This is a genomic window from Streptomyces sp. NPDC037288, assembly GCF_055603265.1.
The window spans coordinates 36,900-55,144 of sequence record NZ_JBVJVY010000010.1 but is presented as its reverse complement, the minus strand read 5'-3'; the positions used below and the strand labels follow the sequence as shown (position 1 = coordinate 55,144).

The 18,245-nt window shown below is 73.3% G+C and carries 19 protein-coding genes and 1 tRNA gene; 12 read left to right on the top strand and 8 right to left on the bottom strand.

Annotation, left to right across the window (positions count from 1 at the left end):
• Window positions 1-22: 22 nt before the first annotated feature.
• Complete coding sequence (locus ACZ7GZ_RS14620; protein ID WP_471024182.1) at window positions 23-910, bottom strand: glutathione S-transferase C-terminal domain-containing protein; 888 nt, start codon at window positions 908-910, stop codon at window positions 23-25.
• A gap of 76 nt (window positions 911-986) precedes the next feature.
• Window positions 987-1,109 carry a putative leader peptide gene (locus ACZ7GZ_RS14615; RefSeq protein WP_471024180.1) on the bottom strand — a complete coding sequence of 41 codons (123 nt, stop codon included), beginning with the start codon at window positions 1,107-1,109 and terminating at the stop codon, window positions 987-989.
• Window positions 1,110-1,289: 180 nt separating this feature from the next.
• Here ACZ7GZ_RS14615 and ACZ7GZ_RS14610 point away from each other — a divergent pair, with 180 nt between their 5' ends.
• The 7 genes from ACZ7GZ_RS14610 (at window position 1,290) to ACZ7GZ_RS14580 (ending at window position 8,474) form a co-directional block, all read left to right on the top strand.
• Window positions 1,290-2,459, top strand: a complete 1,170-nt coding sequence (locus tag ACZ7GZ_RS14610; protein WP_471024179.1) for an NAD(P)/FAD-dependent oxidoreductase — start codon at window positions 1,290-1,292, stop codon at window positions 2,457-2,459.
• Window positions 2,456-2,758 carry a (2Fe-2S)-binding protein gene (locus ACZ7GZ_RS14605; RefSeq protein ID WP_471024177.1) on the top strand — a complete coding sequence of 101 codons (303 nt, stop codon included), beginning with the start codon at window positions 2,456-2,458 and terminating at the stop codon, window positions 2,756-2,758. Before ACZ7GZ_RS14610 ends, ACZ7GZ_RS14605 begins: the two co-directional genes overlap by 4 nt.
• Complete coding sequence (locus ACZ7GZ_RS14600) at window positions 2,751-4,142, top strand: FAD-dependent oxidoreductase (RefSeq protein WP_471024176.1); 1,392 nt, start codon at window positions 2,751-2,753, stop codon at window positions 4,140-4,142. The genes ACZ7GZ_RS14605 and ACZ7GZ_RS14600 overlap by 8 nt, the downstream gene beginning before the upstream one ends.
• Before the next feature lie 83 nt (window positions 4,143-4,225).
• Complete coding sequence (locus tag ACZ7GZ_RS14595; RefSeq protein ID WP_471024174.1) at window positions 4,226-5,122, top strand: dihydrodipicolinate synthase family protein; 897 nt, start codon at window positions 4,226-4,228, stop codon at window positions 5,120-5,122.
• A 23-nt stretch (window positions 5,123-5,145) separates the two neighbouring features.
• Window positions 5,146-6,147: a proline racemase family protein gene (locus ACZ7GZ_RS14590; protein WP_471024173.1), complete on the top strand. Its 1,002-nt coding sequence runs from the start codon at window positions 5,146-5,148 to the stop codon at window positions 6,145-6,147.
• 34 nt (window positions 6,148-6,181) lie between these two features.
• Window positions 6,182-6,868 carry a GntR family transcriptional regulator gene (locus tag ACZ7GZ_RS14585; RefSeq protein WP_471024172.1) on the top strand — a complete coding sequence of 229 codons (687 nt, stop codon included), beginning with the start codon at window positions 6,182-6,184 and terminating at the stop codon, window positions 6,866-6,868.
• A gap of 181 nt (window positions 6,869-7,049) precedes the next feature.
• A complete protein-coding gene (locus ACZ7GZ_RS14580) occupies window positions 7,050-8,474 on the top strand; it encodes an amino acid permease (RefSeq protein ID WP_471024171.1) in 1,425 nt (474 codons plus the stop codon).
• Window positions 8,475-8,773: 299 nt separating this feature from the next.
• On the opposite strand, the gene ACZ7GZ_RS14575 is transcribed toward ACZ7GZ_RS14580, so the two are convergent.
• A tRNA-Pro gene (locus ACZ7GZ_RS14575) sits at window positions 8,774-8,847 on the bottom strand.
• A gap of 44 nt (window positions 8,848-8,891) precedes the next feature.
• Window positions 8,892-10,319, bottom strand: a complete 1,428-nt coding sequence (locus ACZ7GZ_RS14570; protein ID WP_471024170.1) for an MFS transporter — start codon at window positions 10,317-10,319, stop codon at window positions 8,892-8,894.
• A 192-nt stretch (window positions 10,320-10,511) separates the two neighbouring features.
• Here ACZ7GZ_RS14570 and ACZ7GZ_RS14565 point away from each other — a divergent pair, with 192 nt between their 5' ends.
• On the top strand, window positions 10,512-11,090 hold the full coding sequence (locus ACZ7GZ_RS14565) for a TetR/AcrR family transcriptional regulator (protein ID WP_471024169.1): 579 nt from the start codon (window positions 10,512-10,514) through the stop codon (window positions 11,088-11,090).
• A 22-nt stretch (window positions 11,091-11,112) separates the two neighbouring features.
• On the opposite strand, the gene ACZ7GZ_RS14560 is transcribed toward ACZ7GZ_RS14565, so the two are convergent.
• Window positions 11,113-11,628, bottom strand: coding sequence for a hypothetical protein (locus ACZ7GZ_RS14560; protein ID WP_471024168.1), 516 nt, complete (start codon window positions 11,626-11,628; stop codon window positions 11,113-11,115).
• Window positions 11,629-11,758: 130 nt separating this feature from the next.
• Here ACZ7GZ_RS14560 and ACZ7GZ_RS14555 point away from each other — a divergent pair, with 130 nt between their 5' ends.
• A complete protein-coding gene (locus ACZ7GZ_RS14555) occupies window positions 11,759-12,103 on the top strand; it encodes a cupin domain-containing protein (RefSeq protein ID WP_471024167.1) in 345 nt (114 codons plus the stop codon).
• Here ACZ7GZ_RS14555 and ACZ7GZ_RS14550 read toward each other — a convergent pair.
• On the bottom strand, window positions 12,093-13,100 hold the full coding sequence (locus tag ACZ7GZ_RS14550) for a LacI family DNA-binding transcriptional regulator (protein WP_471024166.1): 1,008 nt from the start codon (window positions 13,098-13,100) through the stop codon (window positions 12,093-12,095). The genes ACZ7GZ_RS14555 and ACZ7GZ_RS14550 overlap by 11 nt on opposite strands.
• A 122-nt stretch (window positions 13,101-13,222) precedes the next feature.
• On the opposite strand from ACZ7GZ_RS14550, the gene ACZ7GZ_RS14545 reads away from it, so the two are divergent.
• On the top strand, window positions 13,223-14,383 hold the full coding sequence (locus tag ACZ7GZ_RS14545) for a Gfo/Idh/MocA family protein (RefSeq protein ID WP_471024164.1): 1,161 nt from the start codon (window positions 13,223-13,225) through the stop codon (window positions 14,381-14,383).
• Window positions 14,384-14,413: 30 nt separating this feature from the next.
• On the opposite strand, the gene ACZ7GZ_RS14540 is transcribed toward ACZ7GZ_RS14545, so the two are convergent.
• Both ACZ7GZ_RS14540 and ACZ7GZ_RS14535 read right to left on the bottom strand, forming a co-directional pair.
• Complete coding sequence (locus ACZ7GZ_RS14540; RefSeq protein ID WP_471024163.1) at window positions 14,414-15,055, bottom strand: poly-gamma-glutamate hydrolase family protein; 642 nt, start codon at window positions 15,053-15,055, stop codon at window positions 14,414-14,416.
• A gap of 9 nt (window positions 15,056-15,064) precedes the next feature.
• Complete coding sequence (locus ACZ7GZ_RS14535) at window positions 15,065-16,096, bottom strand: LacI family DNA-binding transcriptional regulator (RefSeq protein WP_471024162.1); 1,032 nt, start codon at window positions 16,094-16,096, stop codon at window positions 15,065-15,067.
• A 218-nt stretch (window positions 16,097-16,314) separates the two neighbouring features.
• On the opposite strand from ACZ7GZ_RS14535, the gene ACZ7GZ_RS14530 reads away from it, so the two are divergent.
• Window positions 16,315-17,103, top strand: coding sequence for an SDR family oxidoreductase (locus ACZ7GZ_RS14530; RefSeq protein WP_471024160.1), 789 nt, complete (start codon window positions 16,315-16,317; stop codon window positions 17,101-17,103).
• A gap of 49 nt (window positions 17,104-17,152) precedes the next feature.
• Complete coding sequence (locus ACZ7GZ_RS14525; RefSeq protein ID WP_471024159.1) at window positions 17,153-18,157, top strand: Gfo/Idh/MocA family protein; 1,005 nt, start codon at window positions 17,153-17,155, stop codon at window positions 18,155-18,157.
• Window positions 18,158-18,245 lie beyond the last annotated feature (88 nt).

Below are 18,245 nucleotides of genomic sequence, written 5' to 3'. Positions count from 1 at the left end.
ACTGGACGTCACCCTGACGCGCTCACCTGCGGGAAGTACCCTCGGAATCCGCGGCATGACCCGCCCAGTCCAGGATCTGGACAGCGGCTCCGGCGGCTTCCAGACCCTGGCAACGGCCGTGGTGACGGCGGGAGATGCCGTCGAGGTCGAGATGGCGGCCGAAGGCCGGATGGGCGGCCAGGCGGCCGGCGTAGGCCCACAGGGCACGGTGGCCGGCGATGCGGTGCACGGCGGAGGCGTCCAGATGACAGCGGTGGACGGTGTCCAACTGCACCAGGGCCACCCACAGTTCGACGTCGGCGGCGGTGAGCCGGTCGTCGACGAGGTGCTCCTCGCCGGCCAGCCGGTTCTCCAGCCGGCCCAGCGTGTCGAGGAGCACGTCGAGGGCGGCGGCCCGCTCGGCCGGATCGGCCCCGGCCCGCCCGGCACGCTGCGCGGCCTCCTCGATCCCTTCGACGCACATCCGCTCGACGGCCTCGATCACCGACTCCAGGCCGCGCGGGTACAGGAAGACCCGGCCCTCGTGCGGGAAACGGTCGAGGTCGCGCAGGATGTCGGGGGCGTGGGTGCTGACGATACGACCGGACCAGTCGTCGCTGAGCACGGGCGCGAGGGCCGGTCCGGTGTAGTGGTGGGCGCTCGCCTCGTACAGCGGGCGCAGCGCGGAGTGGCCGCCGCCGGGACAGTCCGGGACGGCGGGCAGGAAGGTGACGGGACAGCCGGTGTCCAGGCCGAGGAGGCTGTGCCCGACGGCGAGGCGCAGCCCGGTGGGGCAGGCGGTCGACAGATGGAGCCGGTAGCGGTGCGGCACGGCGTGGTGGCCGCTGCGTGCGTCCCGGCCGAGCCGGCCCCGGAAGGCGGGGGCGGCGCGGTGGACGGACGGAACGGCGGCGAGCGGGGTGGTGGACATGCGTCTCCCTGGGTGGTGGACATGCAAAGGGGCGCGCCGCCGGGCGGCGTCGGCCGGCGGGCGCGAGCGCCCCGGCTCAGCGCTGGAGGCTGATCGCGCTGCAGACGCGCAGCAGGTCGATGTGACGGCGGGAGGTGAGCAGGGGGGCGCGCGACGGCCCACGGCCCGTTCGGCCGGTACCCGTTCCGAGGCGCCTCATGGTTCCCTACCAGTTCACTAGGATTCCCTGACTGGAGTGTCGATCCACCTCAAGGCGACGTCAAGGGGGCGTCCACCACCAGGACTCGTGGCCACCGCGCCGCGCCGACGCGAGCGACCGCCCCGGACCCTGCTCACCGAGACCCTCCTCAGAAGCAGCGACATGTGACATAGTACTGGCGTGCCGAAACGACTGACCTGCGACGTCGTAGTCGTAGGAGCCGGAATGGTGGGCGCTGCCTGCGCCCTGTACGCCGCCCGCGCCGGCCTCGACGTACGCGTGGTGGACCGCGGCCCGGTGGCCGGCGGCACCACCGGCGCCGGCGAGGGCAACCTGCTCGTCTCCGACAAGGAACCGGGCCCCGAACTCGACCTCGCCCTGCTGTCGGCCCGGCTGTGGGAACAGCTGGGCGACGAACTGGGTCCGGCGGTCGAGTACGAAACGAAGGGCGGCCTCGTCGTCGCCTCCACCCCTCAGACCCTCACCGCACTGCACGCGTTCGCCGACGACCAGCGCACCGCCGGAGTAGCGGCCCACCGGGTCTCGGCGGACCAACTCCCCGCACTGGAGCCCCACTTGGCCGCCGGCCTGGCGGGCGGCGTGCACTATCCGCAGGACGCCCAGGTCATGCCCGCTCTCGCCGCCGCCCATCTGCTCCGCGCCTCCGGCGCCCGCCTGCACACGGGCTGGACCGTGACCGGGGTGCTGCGCACGGCCGACGGCGCGGTGGCCGGTGTGCGCACCGACCGGGGCGACCTGCACGCACCGGCGGTGGTGAACGCGGCCGGCACCTGGGGCGGCGACGTCGCCACGCTCGCCGGTGTCCGGCTGCCGGTGCTCCCGCGGCGCGGCTTCGTCCTGGTCACCGAGCCGCTGCCGCGGATGGTCCGGCACAAGGTGTACGCCGCGGACTACGTGGCGGACGTCGCGAGCGACTCGGCCGCCCTGCGCACCTCCCCGGTGGTGGAGGGCACGGCGGCCGGACCGGTGCTGATCGGCGCCAGCCGGGAGCGGGTCGGTTTCGACCGCTCGCTGTCCCTTCCGGCGGTACGGGCGCTCGCGGCCGGGGCGATCGGGCTGTTCCCGTTCCTGCACCGGGTGCGCGCGCTGCGGACGTACGCGGGCTTCAGGCCGTACCTGCCGGACCACCTGCCGGCGATCGGCCCCGACCCCCGTGCGCCGGGCCTCTTCCACGCGTGCGGACACGAGGGCGCCGGGATCGGACTGGCCTGCGGCACCGGGCAGCTGATCGCGCAGACGCTCACCGGAAAGACACCGGAGCTGGATCTCACACCGTTTCGTCCGGAGCGGTTCGAGGGACGCGACACCGACGGAGGCGACACCCCGTGAATCCCCTGGAGCTGGCCCGGGCCCGGCCGGGCGAGGCGTTCACCGTCACCTTCGACGGACGCCCCCTCGCCGCCCTGCCCGGGCAGACGGTCGCGGCGGCGCTGTGGGCGGCGGGCGTGACGGCCTGGCGCAGCACCCGCGGCGCCGGCCGGCCCCGCGGGGTCTTCTGCGGGATCGGGGTGTGCTTCGACTGCCTGGTGACCGTCAACGGCCGGGCCAACCAACGGGCTTGCCTGGTGCCGGTGCACCCGGGCGATGTGATCCGCACACAGAAGGGGACGGGAGCAGAGCATGACTGAGCGAGCGCATCTCGCCGTCGTCGGGGCGGGTCCGGCGGGGCTCGCCGGGGCGCTCGCGGCGGCCGCCCGGGGCGTACGGGTCACGCTCGTCGACGCCGCCGAACAGGCGGGCGGCCAGTTCTACCGCCGGCCCGCCCGGGCCCTCGGCGCCCGCCGCCCCGAGGCCCTGCACCACCAGTGGCGCACCTGGGAGCGGCTGCGGGACGGCATCGACCGGCATACGACCGCCGGACACGTCACCCACCTGGCGGACCATCACGTCTGGTGCGTCCAGCGGGGGTCGGGCGACCGCCTCACCGTGCACGCGTTGCGCGGCCCCGCGCAGGAGGAGGGAGTCACCGTCCGCGCCGACGCCGTGCTGCTCGCCACCGGTGGCTACGAGCGGGTCCTCCCCTTCCCCGGCTGGACGCTTCCCGGTGTCCTCACGGCCGGCGGCGCGCAGGCCATGCTCAAGGGCGGCCTGGTGCTGCCCGGCCGCACGGTCGTGGTCGCCGGCACCGGACCGCTGCTGCTGCCGGTGGCCACGGGGCTCGCCGCGGCGGGGGCGCGCGTGGCCGCGCTGGTCGAGTCCGCCGACCCGAGGGCCGTACTGCGCCGCACTCCGGCCCTCGCCGCCGAGCCCGGCAAGCTCGCCGAAGGCGCCTGGTACGCCGGGCGGTTGCTGCGGCACCGGGTGCGCGTGCTGCCCCGGCACACCGTGGTGGAGGCGCACGGCACCGACCGGCTGGAGGCGGTCACGGTCGCCGCGCTGGACAGGGACGGGCGCATCAGGCCCGGCAGCGCGCACCGCATCCCGTGTGACACCCTCGCCGCCGGACACGGCATGCTGCCGCACACCGATCTCGCCGAGACCCTCGGCTGCACCCTGACCGGCACGGCGGTACGGGTCGACGACGAGCAGCGCACCGACGTGCCCGGGGTCTGGGCCGCCGGGGAGAGCACCGGTGTCGGCGGAGCGGCCCTCGCCCTCGCCGAGGGCCACATCGCCAGCCGCTCGATCGCCGCCCGCCTGTACGGCACCGTCCCCGACCCGCGCTCCTGGGCGGCGGCGGCCCGGACCAGGTCCCGGCAGCGGGCGTTCTTCGCGGCACTGGAGACGGTGTACGAGCCGGCCGCGGGCTGGGCGGACCGGATCACGGACGACACGGTGGTGTGCCGGTGCGAGGAGGTCACCGCCGGCGAGGTCCGTAGGGCGGCCGGCCCGCTCGGCGCGGGTGATCTGCGCACCGTGAAGCTGCTCACGCGGGCCGGGATGGGCTGGTGCCAGGGGCGTGTCTGCGCGCCCGCGGTGGCCGGCCTGACCGGATGCCCGCTCACCGCAGGACGCCGGCCGTTCGCCCGGCCGGTGCCGCTCGGCGTCCTGGCCGGGCTGCCTGACTCCTGAGCCCGGGACCGCCTCGGCCAGGGCCTGTCCAGGAACCACACCGCTCAGTAATATGTCACACGTCACCAGATTGGGGATCACGCATGACCCGCTCACCGAACCGCCCCTGGCGCGGCGTCCTCGTCGCCACCGCCCTCCCCCTGCGCGACGACCTCTCGGTCGACTACGACCGCTACGCCGAGCACTGCGCCTGGCTGGTCGCGAACGGCTGCGACGGCGTCGTACCGAACGGCTCGCTGGGCGAGTACCAGGTGCTCACCGACGAGGAGCGCGCCCGCGTGGTGGAGACGGCCGTGGCGGCGATCGGCGGCGAGCGGGTGATGCCGGGCGTCGCCGCCTACGGCTCGGCCGAGGCCCGGCACTGGGCCGAGCGGGCGGGTGAGGCCGGCTGCGCGTCGGTGATGCTGCTGCCGCCCAACGCCTACCGCGCCGACGAGCGCTCCGTCCTCGCCCACTACGCCGAGGTCGCCCGGGCGGGCCTGCCGGTGGTGGCGTACAACAACCCGACCGACACCAAGGTCGACCTGGTGCCCGAACTCCTCGCCCGGCTGCACGGAGAGGGCCACATCCACGGTGTCAAGGAGTTCTCCGGCGATGTCCGGCGCGCCTACCGCATCGCCGAACTCGCCCCCGAACTGGACCTGTTGATCGGCGCCGACGACGTCCTGCTGGAGCTGGCCGTGGCGGGTGCCAAGGGCTGGGTGGCCGGGTACCCGAACGCACTCCCGCGCGCCTCGGTGGAGCTGTACCGTACCGCGGTGGCCGGGGACCTCAGCGCCGCCCTGCCCCTGTACCGGCAACTGCACCCGCTGCTGCGCTGGGACTCGAAGGTCGAGTTCGTCCAGGCCATCAAGCTGTCCATGGACGTCGTCGGCCGGTACGGCGGCCCGGTGCGCCCGCCGCGCGTGCCGCTCACGCCCGAGCAGGAGGCGGCGGTCCGGGCGGCCACCGAGAAGGCCGTAGCCGCAGGGCTCGTCTAGACGACCGACAAGGAGGCCGGAGCATGCGCAGCAAGCTCGTCCTGCACGCCGTCGACTCGCACACCGAGGGCATGCCGACCCGCGTGATCACCGGGGGGACCGGGACGGTACCGGGTGCGACGATGAACGAGCGGCGGCTGTACTTCCGTGAGCACCGCGACCACATCAAGCGGTTGCTGATGAACGAGCCGCGCGGCCACTCCGCGATGAGCGGCGCGATCCTGCAGCCGCCGACCCGCCCCGACTGCGACTGGGGCGTCATCTACATCGAGGTCTCCGGCTATCTGCCGATGTGCGGGCACGGCACCATCGGGGTCGCCACCGTGCTGGTCGAGACCGGCATGGTGGAGGTCGTGGAACCGGTGACCACCATCCGGCTCGACACCCCGGCGGGTCCGGTGGTCGCCGAGGTGGCGGTGGAGGACGGCGCCGCGCGGAACGTGACCCTGACGAACGTGCCGTCGTTCGCCGTCGCCCTGGACCGCAAGATCACCCTGCCCGACGGCCGCACCGTCACCTACGACCTCGCCTACGGCGGCAACTTCTACGCGATCCTTCCGCTCGACGCCTTCGGTCTGCCCTTCGACCGCGCCCGCAAGGACGACATCCTCGCGGCCGGTCTGACGCTGATGGAGGCGATCAACGCCGAGGCGGAACCGGTGCACCCCGAGGACCCCTCCATCCGCGGCTGCCACCACGTCCATCTCTACGCACCCGGCGCCACCGCCCGGCACTCACGCCACGCGATGGCCATCCACCCGGGCTGGTTCGACCGCTCCCCGTGCGGCACGGGCACGAGCGCGCGCATGGCGCAACTGCACGCGCGCGGCGAACTGCCGTTGCACACCGAGTTCGTGAACGAGTCCTTCATCGGTACCCGCTTCACCGGCCGGCTGCTGGGCACGACCCAGGTCGCGGGCCGCCCGGCGGTCCTGCCCAGCTTCACCGGCCGCGCGTGGATCACCGGCACCGCGCAGTACCTCCTCGATCCCACCGACCCCTTCCCCGAGGGCTTCGTCCTGTAGACCGTCCTCTAGACTCAGCCCGGTGATGCGTGACATGGCACAGAACACGCGGGGTACGCAGATGCCCGCCCTGCCCCGGCTGGGCGGCCGGCGCAGCAGTTACCGCGAGCGGGTCGCCGACGCGCTGCGCGCCGCGCTGATCGCGGGCGAGCTGCGGCCGGGCGAGGTCTACTCCGCACCGTCGCTCGCCGCGCGCTTCGGCGTCTCGGCGACACCGGTGCGGGAGGCGATGCTGGACCTGGCCAAGGAGGGCCTGGTCGACACCGTGCCGAACAAGGGCTTCCGGGTCACCGCGGTCTCCGACCAGCAGCTGGACGAATACACGCACATCCGCGCCCTCGTCGAGATCCCGACCGTGGTCGAGCTGGCCCGCACCGCCGACCGTGTCTCACTGGAGGCACTGCGCCCGGCGGCCCGGGAGATCGTCACCGCGGCGGTGGCGGGCGACCTCATCGCCTACGTCGAGGCCGACACCCGCTTCCACCTCGGCCTGCTGGCCCTGGCCGGCAACGCCCACCTGGTCGAGGTGGTGGCCGACCTGCGCGGCCGCTCCCGCCTCTACGGTCTGACGGCCCTGGTGGAGGCCGGCCGGCTGCTCGCCTCCGCCGAGGAACACCTGGAACTCCTCGACGCGCTGCTGCAGCGGGACGAGAAGGCCGTACACGCGATCATGACCCGGCACCTGGGACACGTGCGCGGTCTGTGGGCGGCCGGGGACTGACGGCGGCCGTCCGGGCGGCACCGCACATCTCACGGCGTACAGGCCACCTGACCTCACTTTTTGCATGATCAGGCGGGTGCCGCAGCACAACGAACGGCGATTTTGCGGCGGACCGGGGCGTACCCGACCATGGCAGGCGTCCCGGCGATCCCGGGACATCTGTTCGATGAGAGGTCCCCCCATGCACGTCACCGGAACCGTCCCGCCGTCGGCTCCGGCCCCCTCCGAGAGCCACGAGGTTCCCACCGCGGGCACCCCTGGCGACAGCACCAAGCACGCGCGTCGCTTCGGCCTGCCGGTGGCGACCGCGCTGGTCATGGGCAACATCATCGGCGGCGGCATCTTCCTGCTCCCCGCCTCCATCGCCCCCTACGGCACGGTCAGCCTGGTCGCCTTCGCCGTCCTGACCGTCGGCGCGATCGCGCTGGCCCTGGTCTTCGGCCGGCTCGCCGCGCGCGACCCCCGTACCGGCGGCCCGTACGTCTACGCGCGCGAGGCCTTCGGTGACTTCGCGGGCTTCCTCGCCGCCTGGGCGTACTGGATCACCACCTGGGTGTCGAACGCGGCGCTCGCCGTCGCCGCCGTCGGCTATCTGGACGTGCTGATCCCGGTGGGCGACCACCGCTGGACCGCATGTCTGGCCGCCCTGGCCCTGCAGTGGCTGCCCGCCCTCGCCAACTTCGCCGGCACCCGGTACGTGGGGGCCGTCCAGCTCGTGTCGACCGTACTGAAGTTCGTGCCGCTGCTGCTCGTCGCGGTCGGCGGCCTGTTCTTCTTCGACCCCTCCCGGCTCGGGCCGTTCAACGCCAGTGGCCACAGCGCCGTCGGCGCCGTGTCCGCCTCCGCCGCCCTGCTGCTGTTCTCCTACCTCGGCGTGGAGTCCGCCGCCGTCAGCGCGGGCGAGGTCCGCAACGCCCGCCGCAACGTGGGACGCGCCACCGTCATCGGCACCGCGGGCGCCGCGCTGGTCTATCTGCTGGGCACCCTGTCCGTCTTCGGCACGGTCCCGCACGACCGGCTGACGACCTCCACGGCCCCCTTCTCGGACGCCGTGAACACGATGTTCGGCGGCGGCTGGGGCGGTACGGCGGTGGCGGTGGCGGCGCTGGTGTCGATGACCGGGTGCCTGAACGGCTGGACGCTGCTGAGCGCCCAGACCCCGTACGCCGCCGCCCAGGACGGCCTGTTCCCGGCCGCCTTCGCCCGCCGCCGCCGGGGTGTTCCGACGGTCGGCGTCGCCGTCACGGTCGTCCTCTCCTCCCTCCTGACCGCGTACAACTACCTGTCGGGTTCGGCGAAGGTCTTCGACGTCCTGGTCCTCGTCACCACGTTCACCGCGACCGTGCCGTACCTGCTGGCGGCAGCCGCGCAGATCTTCCACCTAGTCTCCGGCAGGTCGGTGGACCGCGCGCGCCTGGTGCGGGACTCGGTGGTCACCGCGATCGCGGCGGCCTTCTCCCTCTGGCTGATGGCCGGTGCCGGCTACGCGGCGGTGTACCAGGGCGCGCTGTTCCTGTTCGCGGGAGTCATCGTCTACGCGGTACTGGCGGCCCGGCAGCGGCGCCGGCCCGCGGAAACGGCCGAAGCGGTGTCCCCCGCCCGGTAGAGGGCGGCTCTTCCAGGAAGGGCAGCCTCGGTCAGGCCGGGGTCCGCCCTTCCTTCCGGCACGGTTTCCTCCTCGGGAGCGACGACGTCCTCCGCCACCGACGCGGGCATCGACCTCCTCGCCCACCACCGGGCAGTCGTCCGCGGGATGGTCACGCGGACAGCTGAGGCTGTGGGCGAGTTAGGCCCTCGCCCGTAGAGCCGCCGCCCGTGTCCATGGTCGACATCATCCAGGCCCCCGAAAGAGCGAGAGGCTGTTCCGGACCCGCCGAAACAGCCTCTGACCTGCGTCTTCGCAAGTCGGGACGACAGGATTTGAACCTGCGACCCCTTGACCCCCAGTCAAGTGCGCTACCAAGCTGCGCCACGTCCCGTCGCGTTCCCACCCGGGTGTCCCGTGTGATCACGCAGGTCAACCCTACCGCACCGGTGCGGGTGCCCGTGTCGTCTCCGTCGTGGCGGGGGTCGTCGTACGGCCGGGGCGGCGGGCCGGGACGAGCAGGGCCGCGCCGGCCGCGGCCAGGCAGAGGAGGGCGAGCAGGGCCCAGCCGTGGGTGTAGCCGGAGGCGTAGGGCAGGCCGGAGGGCTGGAGGCGGCCGGTGACCAGGACGCTGGTGAGCGCGGCGCCGATGGAGCCGCCGATGGTGCGGATGTTGGCGTTCATGCCGGTCGCGGCGCCGGTCTGCTCGGGCGGGACACTGCCGACGACGAGGTTGGCCATGGAGGCGAAGGCCAGTCCGATGCCCAGGCCGAACAGTCCGGCGACCACGGCTATCTGCCACGGGGCGTCATGCCAGAAGGTGAGGAATCCGCAGGCCAGCGCGCCGAGTGCGGCACCGGTGGCGAGGAGCGCCTTGGCGCCGACGCGGGGCTCCAGGCGCCCCGAGAGGATGCCGGAGACGAACATCGCCAGCAGCATCGGCAGCATGAGCAGGCCTGACGCGGTGACACTCGCGCCGAAGCCGTAACCGGCCGCGGACGGCGTCTGGACGAAGCCCGGCAGGAAGGACCAGATCGCGTACATGCCGGCGCCGAAGAGCAGGGCGGCCGCGTTGGTGGTCCACACCGCGGGCAGCCGCATCACGCGCAGGTCGATCAGCGGGGTGCGGGAGCGGGCCTCGGTCGTCACCCACACGGCGAACAGCACGACGGCGGCGGCGAACAGGCCGAGCACCTTCGGCGAGCCCCAGCCCCACTGCCCGGCCTGGCTCAGCGGCAGCAGCAGGGCCACGAGCCAGGCGGAGAGCAGCCCGGCGCCGTACCAACTCACCCTCCCCTGGGCCCGCTTGGGCGATTCGGGCACGTAGCGCAGGGCGATGAGGACGGTCGCGGCGACGATCGCCACGGGGATCCAGAAGAGCCAGCGGTAGTCGAGCGCGGAGACGATCGGCCCGGCGGCCACCATGCCGACCCCGCCCCCGGCCGCGATCACGGCGGAGAGGTTGCTGATGCTCCCGCTGATCTCGGCGGGCGCGAACTCGTCCCGGATGATGCCGAAGGACAGCGGGAACAGGGCGCCGCCGACGCCCTGGACGACGCGGGCGACGATGAGGACGCCGATGTCCGGGGCGAGCGCGGCGATCAGGCAGCCGGCGAGGACGGTGAGCAGGACCGCGACGAGTGTGCGCTTCTTGCCGACGAGGTCGCCGACGCGGCCGAGGATCGGGGTGAAGACCGAGGCGGACAGCAGGTAGGCCGTCATCACCCAGGTCGCGGTCGACTGGGAGGCGTGCAGGGCGTGCTGGACGGTCGGCAGGGCCGGCGCGATCAGCGACTGCAGCATCGAGAACACGCCGGCACCGGTCGCGAGAACGGCGAAGGTGAGGCGCGTGGACTTGCGGGGCATGAGGGAGCCTCTCCGAAGGGGGAGCGCTGTGGATGGGCGGAGGGGCTTCCTGCCGGGCACGTCTGCCCAGGGCGGAGCCGCCCCCGCACTGCTAAAGTGGAGGTACCCCTCCACTCTAGCGGAGGCGTACCTCCGGTTCAACTGAAGCGGATGTACCCCTCCGGTTCATCGATTCCCCTCCGGGAGGCAGCAGTGACGGCCACGCCGTTCCCCGTCGGCGAACTCGTGGCGGCCCGCCGGCCGCACCGCAAGGACGCCGCCCGCAACTTCGACGCCCTGCTCGCCGCCGCCCGGGAGGCGTTCGCGGAGCACGGCTCGGACGCCTCCCTGGAGGACATCGCCCGCCGCGCCGGCGTCGGCATCGGCACCCTGTACCGGAACTTCCCCACCCGCCGCGAGCTGTTCGAGAGCGTCTACGCCGACGAGGTCGACGCCCTGTGCCGGACGGCCGTGGAGCTGGCGGACCTGGAGCCGTGGGAGGCACTGACGGCCTGGCTGGACCGGTTCGCCGGCTACATGGTCACCAAGCGCGCGGTGCGCGAGGCGCTGAACGACGAGTCGGAGATCTTCCAGACCTGCCGCGACTCGATGTACTCGGCCGGCGGTCCGCTGCTGGAGCGGGCCCAGAAGGCGGGTGTGGCCCGCACGGACATGGACTTCACCGACCTGCTGCGGATGGTCGCCGGCATCACGGCCACGGTGTTCGACGACGACGCCCAGCGCGACCGGGTCCTCGCCATCGCCCTGGACGGCGTGCGCACCGGCCGCTGATCCCGCCGTCGGCAGGAGCCGCCTACTTGATCAGCGCGTTCGCCACCACCACGATCACCCCGAGCAGCGCGTCCCCCATCCCGATGACCACGGCCGTCGGCCACCGCCGCGCCGACCAGCGGGCGGTGAGGAGGCCGAGCACGAAGAGGATCACGATGTTGAGGGCAAACGCCGCGTACTCGACGCCCGTCGCGGGGAACCACCCCAGCCACGCGCCCGCGAGCAGCAGGACCGTGGGCAGCACGGCCGTGACCAGCGGCCACTCGTCCCGCATCGCGCGCAGCGCGTCCCACCGGCCGTGGGGGCGGCGCTCGGCGATGTAGTGGGCGTAGCCGTGGGCGAGGGCCGAGGCGAGCGCGGTCACCAGCACCCAGGCGGCGTCGTAGTCGCGGACCTCGGCGGATGTGTGGCCGTACTGGGTGAGCGCCGCCACCATCGAGCTGGCGAGGACGGCGCCGTACACCCCGCCGAACAACACCGCCTCGCGGGTGTCGTGTCGCCGGGGAGGTGCCGTGCCGACCGCCGTGGAGTCAGCCATGTCCTCCACGATCACCCGTGCCGCGTCCGCCCGCCAGTCCGCACGGACCGACGAAGTGTCCTCCCACCAGCCCCGATGCCCCACACACTGTCGGGCGCGAGGCGCGCGGGGCACTGGTTAGGGTCGCCGCATGACGCACAGCTTCGCGCTCCACATCCCCGACGCCGCTCTCGAACCCGAGCCCCTCTCCCCGGAGCAGATCGTCTCCGGGAACCCGGAGGTCACCGGGAAGGTGGTCTGGGAGTCGCCGGACGGCCGGCAGATCCGCGGCATCTGGCAGATCACGCCGGGCGTGGTCACCGACACGGAGGCGGACGAACTCTTCGTGGTGATCAGCGGCTCGGCGACGATCGAGGTCGCGGACGGGCCGACGCTGCGGGTGGGGCCGGGCGACATGGCGGTGCTGCGCGCGGGCGACCGTACGACGTGGACGGTGCACGAGACGCTGCGCAAGGCGTACGCCGTCAACCTCTGACTTCGTCGCAGGGCGGCGCCGTCGTCCCCCGGACCTCCAGCGTCGGTACGGCGAGGTGGACGCGCCCCTCGCCGTCCGGCCGCTCGAACCGGTCGAGCAGACAGCGAGCGGCGCGCCGGCCGATCTCGTACGGGGCCGTGTCGACCGTGGTCAGCCAGACGTGCCGCAACCGGGAGATGCTGGTGTTGTCGTAGCCGGCCACGGAGAGGTCGCGGGGCACCCTGAGGCCCAGTTCCCCGGCCGCCGACAGGGCGCCGACCGAGGCCATGTCGTTGACGGCGAAGAGCGCCGTCGGCCGCTCCGGGCGGCTGAGCAGGCGTACGGTCCCCCGGTAGCCGCCCTCCTCGGTCAGGTCGCCCGGCTCGACGACCGGTTCGGCGCCGTGGGCCCGCATCGCCGTCTCGAAGCCCTGCCTGCGCAGGGCGCCGACCGCGCCGTGGCCCGCGAGATGGGCGATCCGGCGGTGGCCGAGGCCGAGTAGGTGCTCGGTGGCGAGCCGGGCCCCGTGCTCGTCGTCCCCGGCGACGACGTCCACCCCCTTGGGCCGGGGCTCACGGGCGCCCGCCACGACCGTCGGCATCCGCCGCGCGAGCGCGCCGAGACCGCCCGCGTCGGGGACCGTGCCGACGATCACCAGCCCGTCCACACCGAGGTCCAGGAACGGTTCGGCCAGGTCGTGCCCCATCCGCCGGTTCAGCCGGGCGTCGGCGAGCAGCATGTGCAGGCCGGCGGCGTGCAGCAGGGAGTTGAGACCGTCGAGGAGGTCGACGAACCAGGGATTGCGCAGGTCGTCCAGGAGGACGCCCACGGTGCGGGTGCGCTGTTCGCTCAGGCTGCGGGCAGCCGCGTTGGGCCGGTAGCCCAGCTCGCGCACCGCGCGCAGCACGGCCTCCCGCTTCTCGGGGCTCACCGGTCCCGAGCCGCGCAGCACCAGCGAGACCAGCGACTTGGACACTCCGGCCCGCTCGGCCACGTCACGGATCGTCGGCGGTCTCATACCTTGGACCGTTCCATACGGCGTACCGCGCTGTCAAAGGGTTGACACCGTGCTCATGTCCGCACAAAGGTGGCCTGGAAGGAACATGGACCGGTCCAAACGGGTCTCGTGAAGGGGCTGTCATGGTGGATGAGCTGGGTGTCGCCGTCGTCGGGTTCGGCTGGATGGGCCGGGTGCACACCCAGGCGTACGCCCGTCTCGGGCACCACTATCCGCGGCTTCCGCTACGGCCCCGGCTGGTCACGGTCGCCGAGGAGGTGCCGGGGCGGGCCGAGGAGGCCGCCGAGCGGTTCGGGTTCGCCACCGCGACCCGCGACTGGCGCGAGGTGGCCGCCGACCCGCGGGTGCGGGCCGTCAGCATCACCGCCCCGAACTTCCTGCACCGGGAGATCGGCGTGGCGATGGCCGAGGCGGGCAAGCACATCTGGATCGAGAAGCCGGTCGGGCTGACCGCCGACGACGCCCGCGCGGTCGCCGACGCGGCCGCCAGGGCCGGCGTGCAGGGCGCGGTCGGCTTCAACTACCGCAACGCGCCCGCCGTCGAAGCCGCCCGCGATCTCATCGCCTCCGGCGGGATCGGCACGGTCACCCACGTCCGCATCCGGCTGTTCAGCGACTACGCGGCCCACCCGGACGGCGCCCTGACCTGGCGGTACGAGCGGGCGCGCGGCGGCAGCGGGGTCCTCGGCGACCTGGCCTCGCACGGCGCCGACCTGGCCCGCTTCCTGCTCGGCGACATCACCTCGCTCACCGCCGACACCGCGATCTTCCTCCCCGAGCGCGCCCGGCCGACCGGCGCCACCGCCGGTCACGCCCTCGCCTCCGGCGGCGAACCCGGACCGGTCGAGAACGAGGACTATGTCAACTGCCTGCTTCGCTTCGCCTCCGGCGCGCGCGGGGTCCTGGAGGCCTGCCGGGTCTCGGTCGGCGAGCAGAACACCTACGGCTTCGAGGTGCACGGCACGAAGGGGGCGGTGTTCTGGGACTTCCGACGGATGAACGAGCTGGCGGTGAGCCGGGGTACGACGTACCAGGACCAGCCGGTGAGCACGGTGTACGTGGGGCCGGGAGCCGGTGAGTTCGCGGCGTTTCAGCCGGGGGCGGCCAATGCGATGGGGTACGACGATCTGAAGGTGATCGAGGCGTATCGGTTCGTGCGGTCCGTGGCGGAGGGGGTGCCGTACGGGGCCACGCTCGCGGACGCGGTTCGCTGCGCGGCCGTGCTGGATGCGATGGTGCTGGCCGCTCAGCGGGGAACGTGGGTGGACGTCGATGCCAGCTGAGCACACCGCCTGAAGTGCCGCCCTGTGCCGTCAGGCGTCTGCGGCGCCGTCGTGGCTCGTCGCGCAGTTCCCCGCGCCCCTCTGGGGCGCTGTCCTGACCAGCGCCCCCACACCCGCCGTCAGCGCCTCGACCACCGGGCCCGGCGGGATGTCGGTGTCGTCGGTGGTGCGGGCCAGCAGGGGCAGCTCCACCTGGACTCCGCCGAGGCGGGTCAGGTTGACCGGGTTTCTGGGGTGTATGCCGCGCAGGCCGGACGGGATGGCCGCCAGGTCGGTGACGGTCGGGAAGTGCGGGGCATGGGCGGTGAGCGCCTCGGCCAGGACGTGGGCCGCGTCCCGGTGGCGTCCGCCGAGGAAGACGGAGCGCGGTGCCTGGGGACGCATATGGCCGTGCAGGGAGACGGTGAGGCAGACCCGCTCGAGGAACTCCCGCAGCAGCGCGCAGTGGTCGGCCGCCATGTGCGGCGACGGGACGTGCACGGGACGCCGTACCCCCGGCTGGGTGAAGACCAGGCTGGTGGCGCCGCAGCGACGGGCCACCGTCTCGGCGAGCTGGGCCGTGCCCCCTTCGTTACTGCCGTGCAGGGCGAGCAGCCCGATGCCGCCGCGGCCCGGTACGAGGGTCGCGACCATCGGAACGCCCTCGATCTCCACCTCTTCGGTACGTGTCATCGCTCCCCCTCAGCCGTCCGCCGGCGCGGGCATGTTATAGGGCGTGACGACCTGGATCGCCGACGGGAGCAGCGGTCCGGCGGGCGGCAGGGCGCCGTGGTGGCGCATGACCGCGTGACAGGCCTCGCGCAGATCGTGCCGCAGGTCGTGGTGGAGCACGGCGGACAGCCGGTGCTCGCGCAGCAGCCGGGTGTTGTCGTGGTCGAGGTCGTGGGCGATGAACACGGCGCACTGCCGGCCGAGGTCGGCGAAGGCGCGCAGGGTGGCGTTGTTGCCGCCGCCGATGGAGTACACGGCCCGGATCTCCGGGTCCCGTTCCAGAGCGGCGCGGGCCAGGTCGTACTGGGTGGCGTCCAGGCCCTGGCTCTCGGCGATCTCCACCAGGGTGCGCTGCGGGTGCCGGGCCCGCATGACGCTCCTGAAGCCCATCTCGCGCTCCTCCTCGTTGCGGAAGGAGCCGCTGCTGAGGCTGGTGAGGACGTTGCCGGGCCGGTCGCCGAGCCACTGGCCCATCAGATAGGCGGCGGTGGCGCCGGCGGCCCGGTTGTCGCTGCCGACGTAGCCGAGCCGGCCGCTGGCGGGCAGGTCGGTGACCAGGGTGACGACCGGGATGCCGGCCGCGGTGAGCCGGCCCACGGCGGCGGTGACCTCGGGGACGTCAGGGGCCTTGAGGATCACGCCCTGGGAGCCGCGCCGGGCGATCCGGTCCAGCGTCCTGACCTGCTCGGCGGCCGGTCCGGTCTCGCGGAAGTGGAAGCGGGAGCGGACCACCGCCGGGTGCAGGGAGGGCAGTTCGGCCTCCAGGGCGGCGCGCACGGCGGTGCTGAACCGCTCGGGGGCCTGCACCACGATGTCGACCATGAAGGTACGGCCGACCAGCCGCACCTGGGTGCGCTGCCGGTCGAGGTCGGCGATGGCGCGGCGCACCTCCTGGGCGGTGCTCTCGCGCACCCCTCCCCTGCCGTTCAGCACGCGGTCCACGGTGGCCTCGCTCAGGCCCGCCTGACGTGCGATCTCCCGGATGGGGAACGGGTGGCCCATGGCCCGGCTCCTTGAGGGGTTTTTGATGGCTTCCTGCTGGTTGTTCGAGGGGTTTGTACTGACAAGAATGACAGGGCCGCGCCGCTCCTGTGACCGGAAGAGGGACACCGATGTCCGTCGCCGCCGCATCCGCGAGGAGCGGACCCCGCAGCGGCTCCGTGCGGAGCCGGGGGCCGGTACGGAACGGCGAGAGAGCCGAGGAAGGCCAGGTTCAGGTCATGGGGCTTCGCGACGGACTTCTTCGGGAAAAGATCGTGCTGGTCAACGGGGGCAGCCAGGGGGTGGGTGCCGCGATCGCGCGGGCGGCCGTCCGGGAGGGCGCCGTCGTCGCGGTCACCGGCCGCCGCACCGAACCGGGTGAGGCGCTGGTGGCCGAACTGGCGGCGGCCGGGGGCAAGGCGATGTTCGTACGCGCCGACCTGGCGGATGCCGACCAGGCCAGGGCGGCGGTCGCCGAGGTGGTGGACGCCTTCGGCCGGATCGACTGTCTGGTGAACTCGGCGGGGCTGACCTCCCGGGGCACGCTGCTGGACACGACACCGGAGCTGTTCGACGCGCACATCGCGATCAACCTCAAGGGGCCGTTCTTCGCCATGCAGGCGGCGGTCGCCGACATGGTGGCCCGCAAGGCGCCCGGCACGATCGTCAACATCATCACCTCCTCGGCGCACGGCGGCCAGCCGTTCCTGGCGCCGTACGTCGCCGCCAAGGCGGGCCTCGCGGGCCTCACCCGCAACGCGGCGCACGCCCACCGCTGGGACCGGATCCGGATCAACGGCCTGAACATCGGCTGGACGGCGACGGAGGGCGAGGACGCCACCCAGCGCGCCTTCCACGGCGCCGGCGACGACTGGCGGGAGCAGGCCGCGGCGAGGCTGCCGATGGGCCGGCTCGGCCAACCGGACGAGATCGCCGACTTCGTGGTGTTCCTGCTGTCCGACCGGTCCGGCGTGGTCACCGGGTCGGTGATCGACTGGGACCAGAACGTCCTCGGCGGCCTCGACTGAACCCCCCTCTCTGCTCGTCCCCGTAAGAACTGCAAGGAGCGTCATCCTCATGCGCATCGGAATCCTCGGCCTCGGCCGCATCGGCGCCTTCCACGCCGAGACCCTCTCCGGACTGGACGCCGTCGAGTCGCTGGTCGTCGCGGACCCGTTCGCGGACGCCGCCAAGGCCGCCGCCGAGCGGTTCGGCGCCGAGGTGGCGGACTCCCCGGAGGCGCTGCTGGCGGCCGGGGTGGACGGCCTGGTCGTCGCGGCGGCCACCGACGCCCACCCGGCGCTGATCCGGGCGGGTGTCGAGGCCGGTGTCCCGGTCTTCTGCGAGAAGCCGGTCGCCCGCACCATGGCGGAGGGCGTGGCGGTGCTCGACGCCGTACGGGACAGCGGCGTGCCGATCCAGATCGGCTACAACCGGCGCTTCGACGCCGGTTTCACCGCCGCGCGGGCCGCCGTCCAGTCGGGCGAGCTGGGCAGGCTGCACACGGTCCGCTCCACGACCCTGGACCCGGCACCGCCCCCTGCCGCGTACATCGCCGCGTCCGGGGGGATCTTCCGGGACTGCTCCGTGCACGACTTCGACATCATCCGCTGGGTGACGGGCCGTGAGGTCACCGAGGTGTACGCGGTCGGCGGCAACCGGGGCGCCGACTACATCGAGGCGGCGGGCGACGCCGACACCACCGGCGCGATCCTCACCCTGGACGACGGCACCCTCGCGGTGGTCTCCAACTCCCGCCACAACGCCCGGGGTCATGACGTCCGCATGGAACTGCACGGCTTCACGGACTCGATCGCGGTCGGCCTGGACGACAGGCTCCCGCTGCGCTCGGTCGAACCCGGCGTGAGCTTCCCGGCCGGCACCCCGCACGACTTCTTCATGGACCGCTTCGCGGACGCCTACCGTGCCGAACTCACCGCGTTCACCGAGGTCGTGTCCGGCACCCGCCCCTCCCCCTGCACCGTCGAGGACGCCTTGGAGGCGGGCTGGATCGCCGAGGCCTGCACCCTGTCCCTGCACGAGCACCGGCCGGTGACGCTCGCGGAGGTCCGGCAGGCGTGAACCAGGGGGCGGGGGGGGGGGGGGGGGGGGGGGTGGGGGGGGTGGTGGGGGGGGGGGGGGGGGGCGGACGCCGTACCGTCGTCTCGGC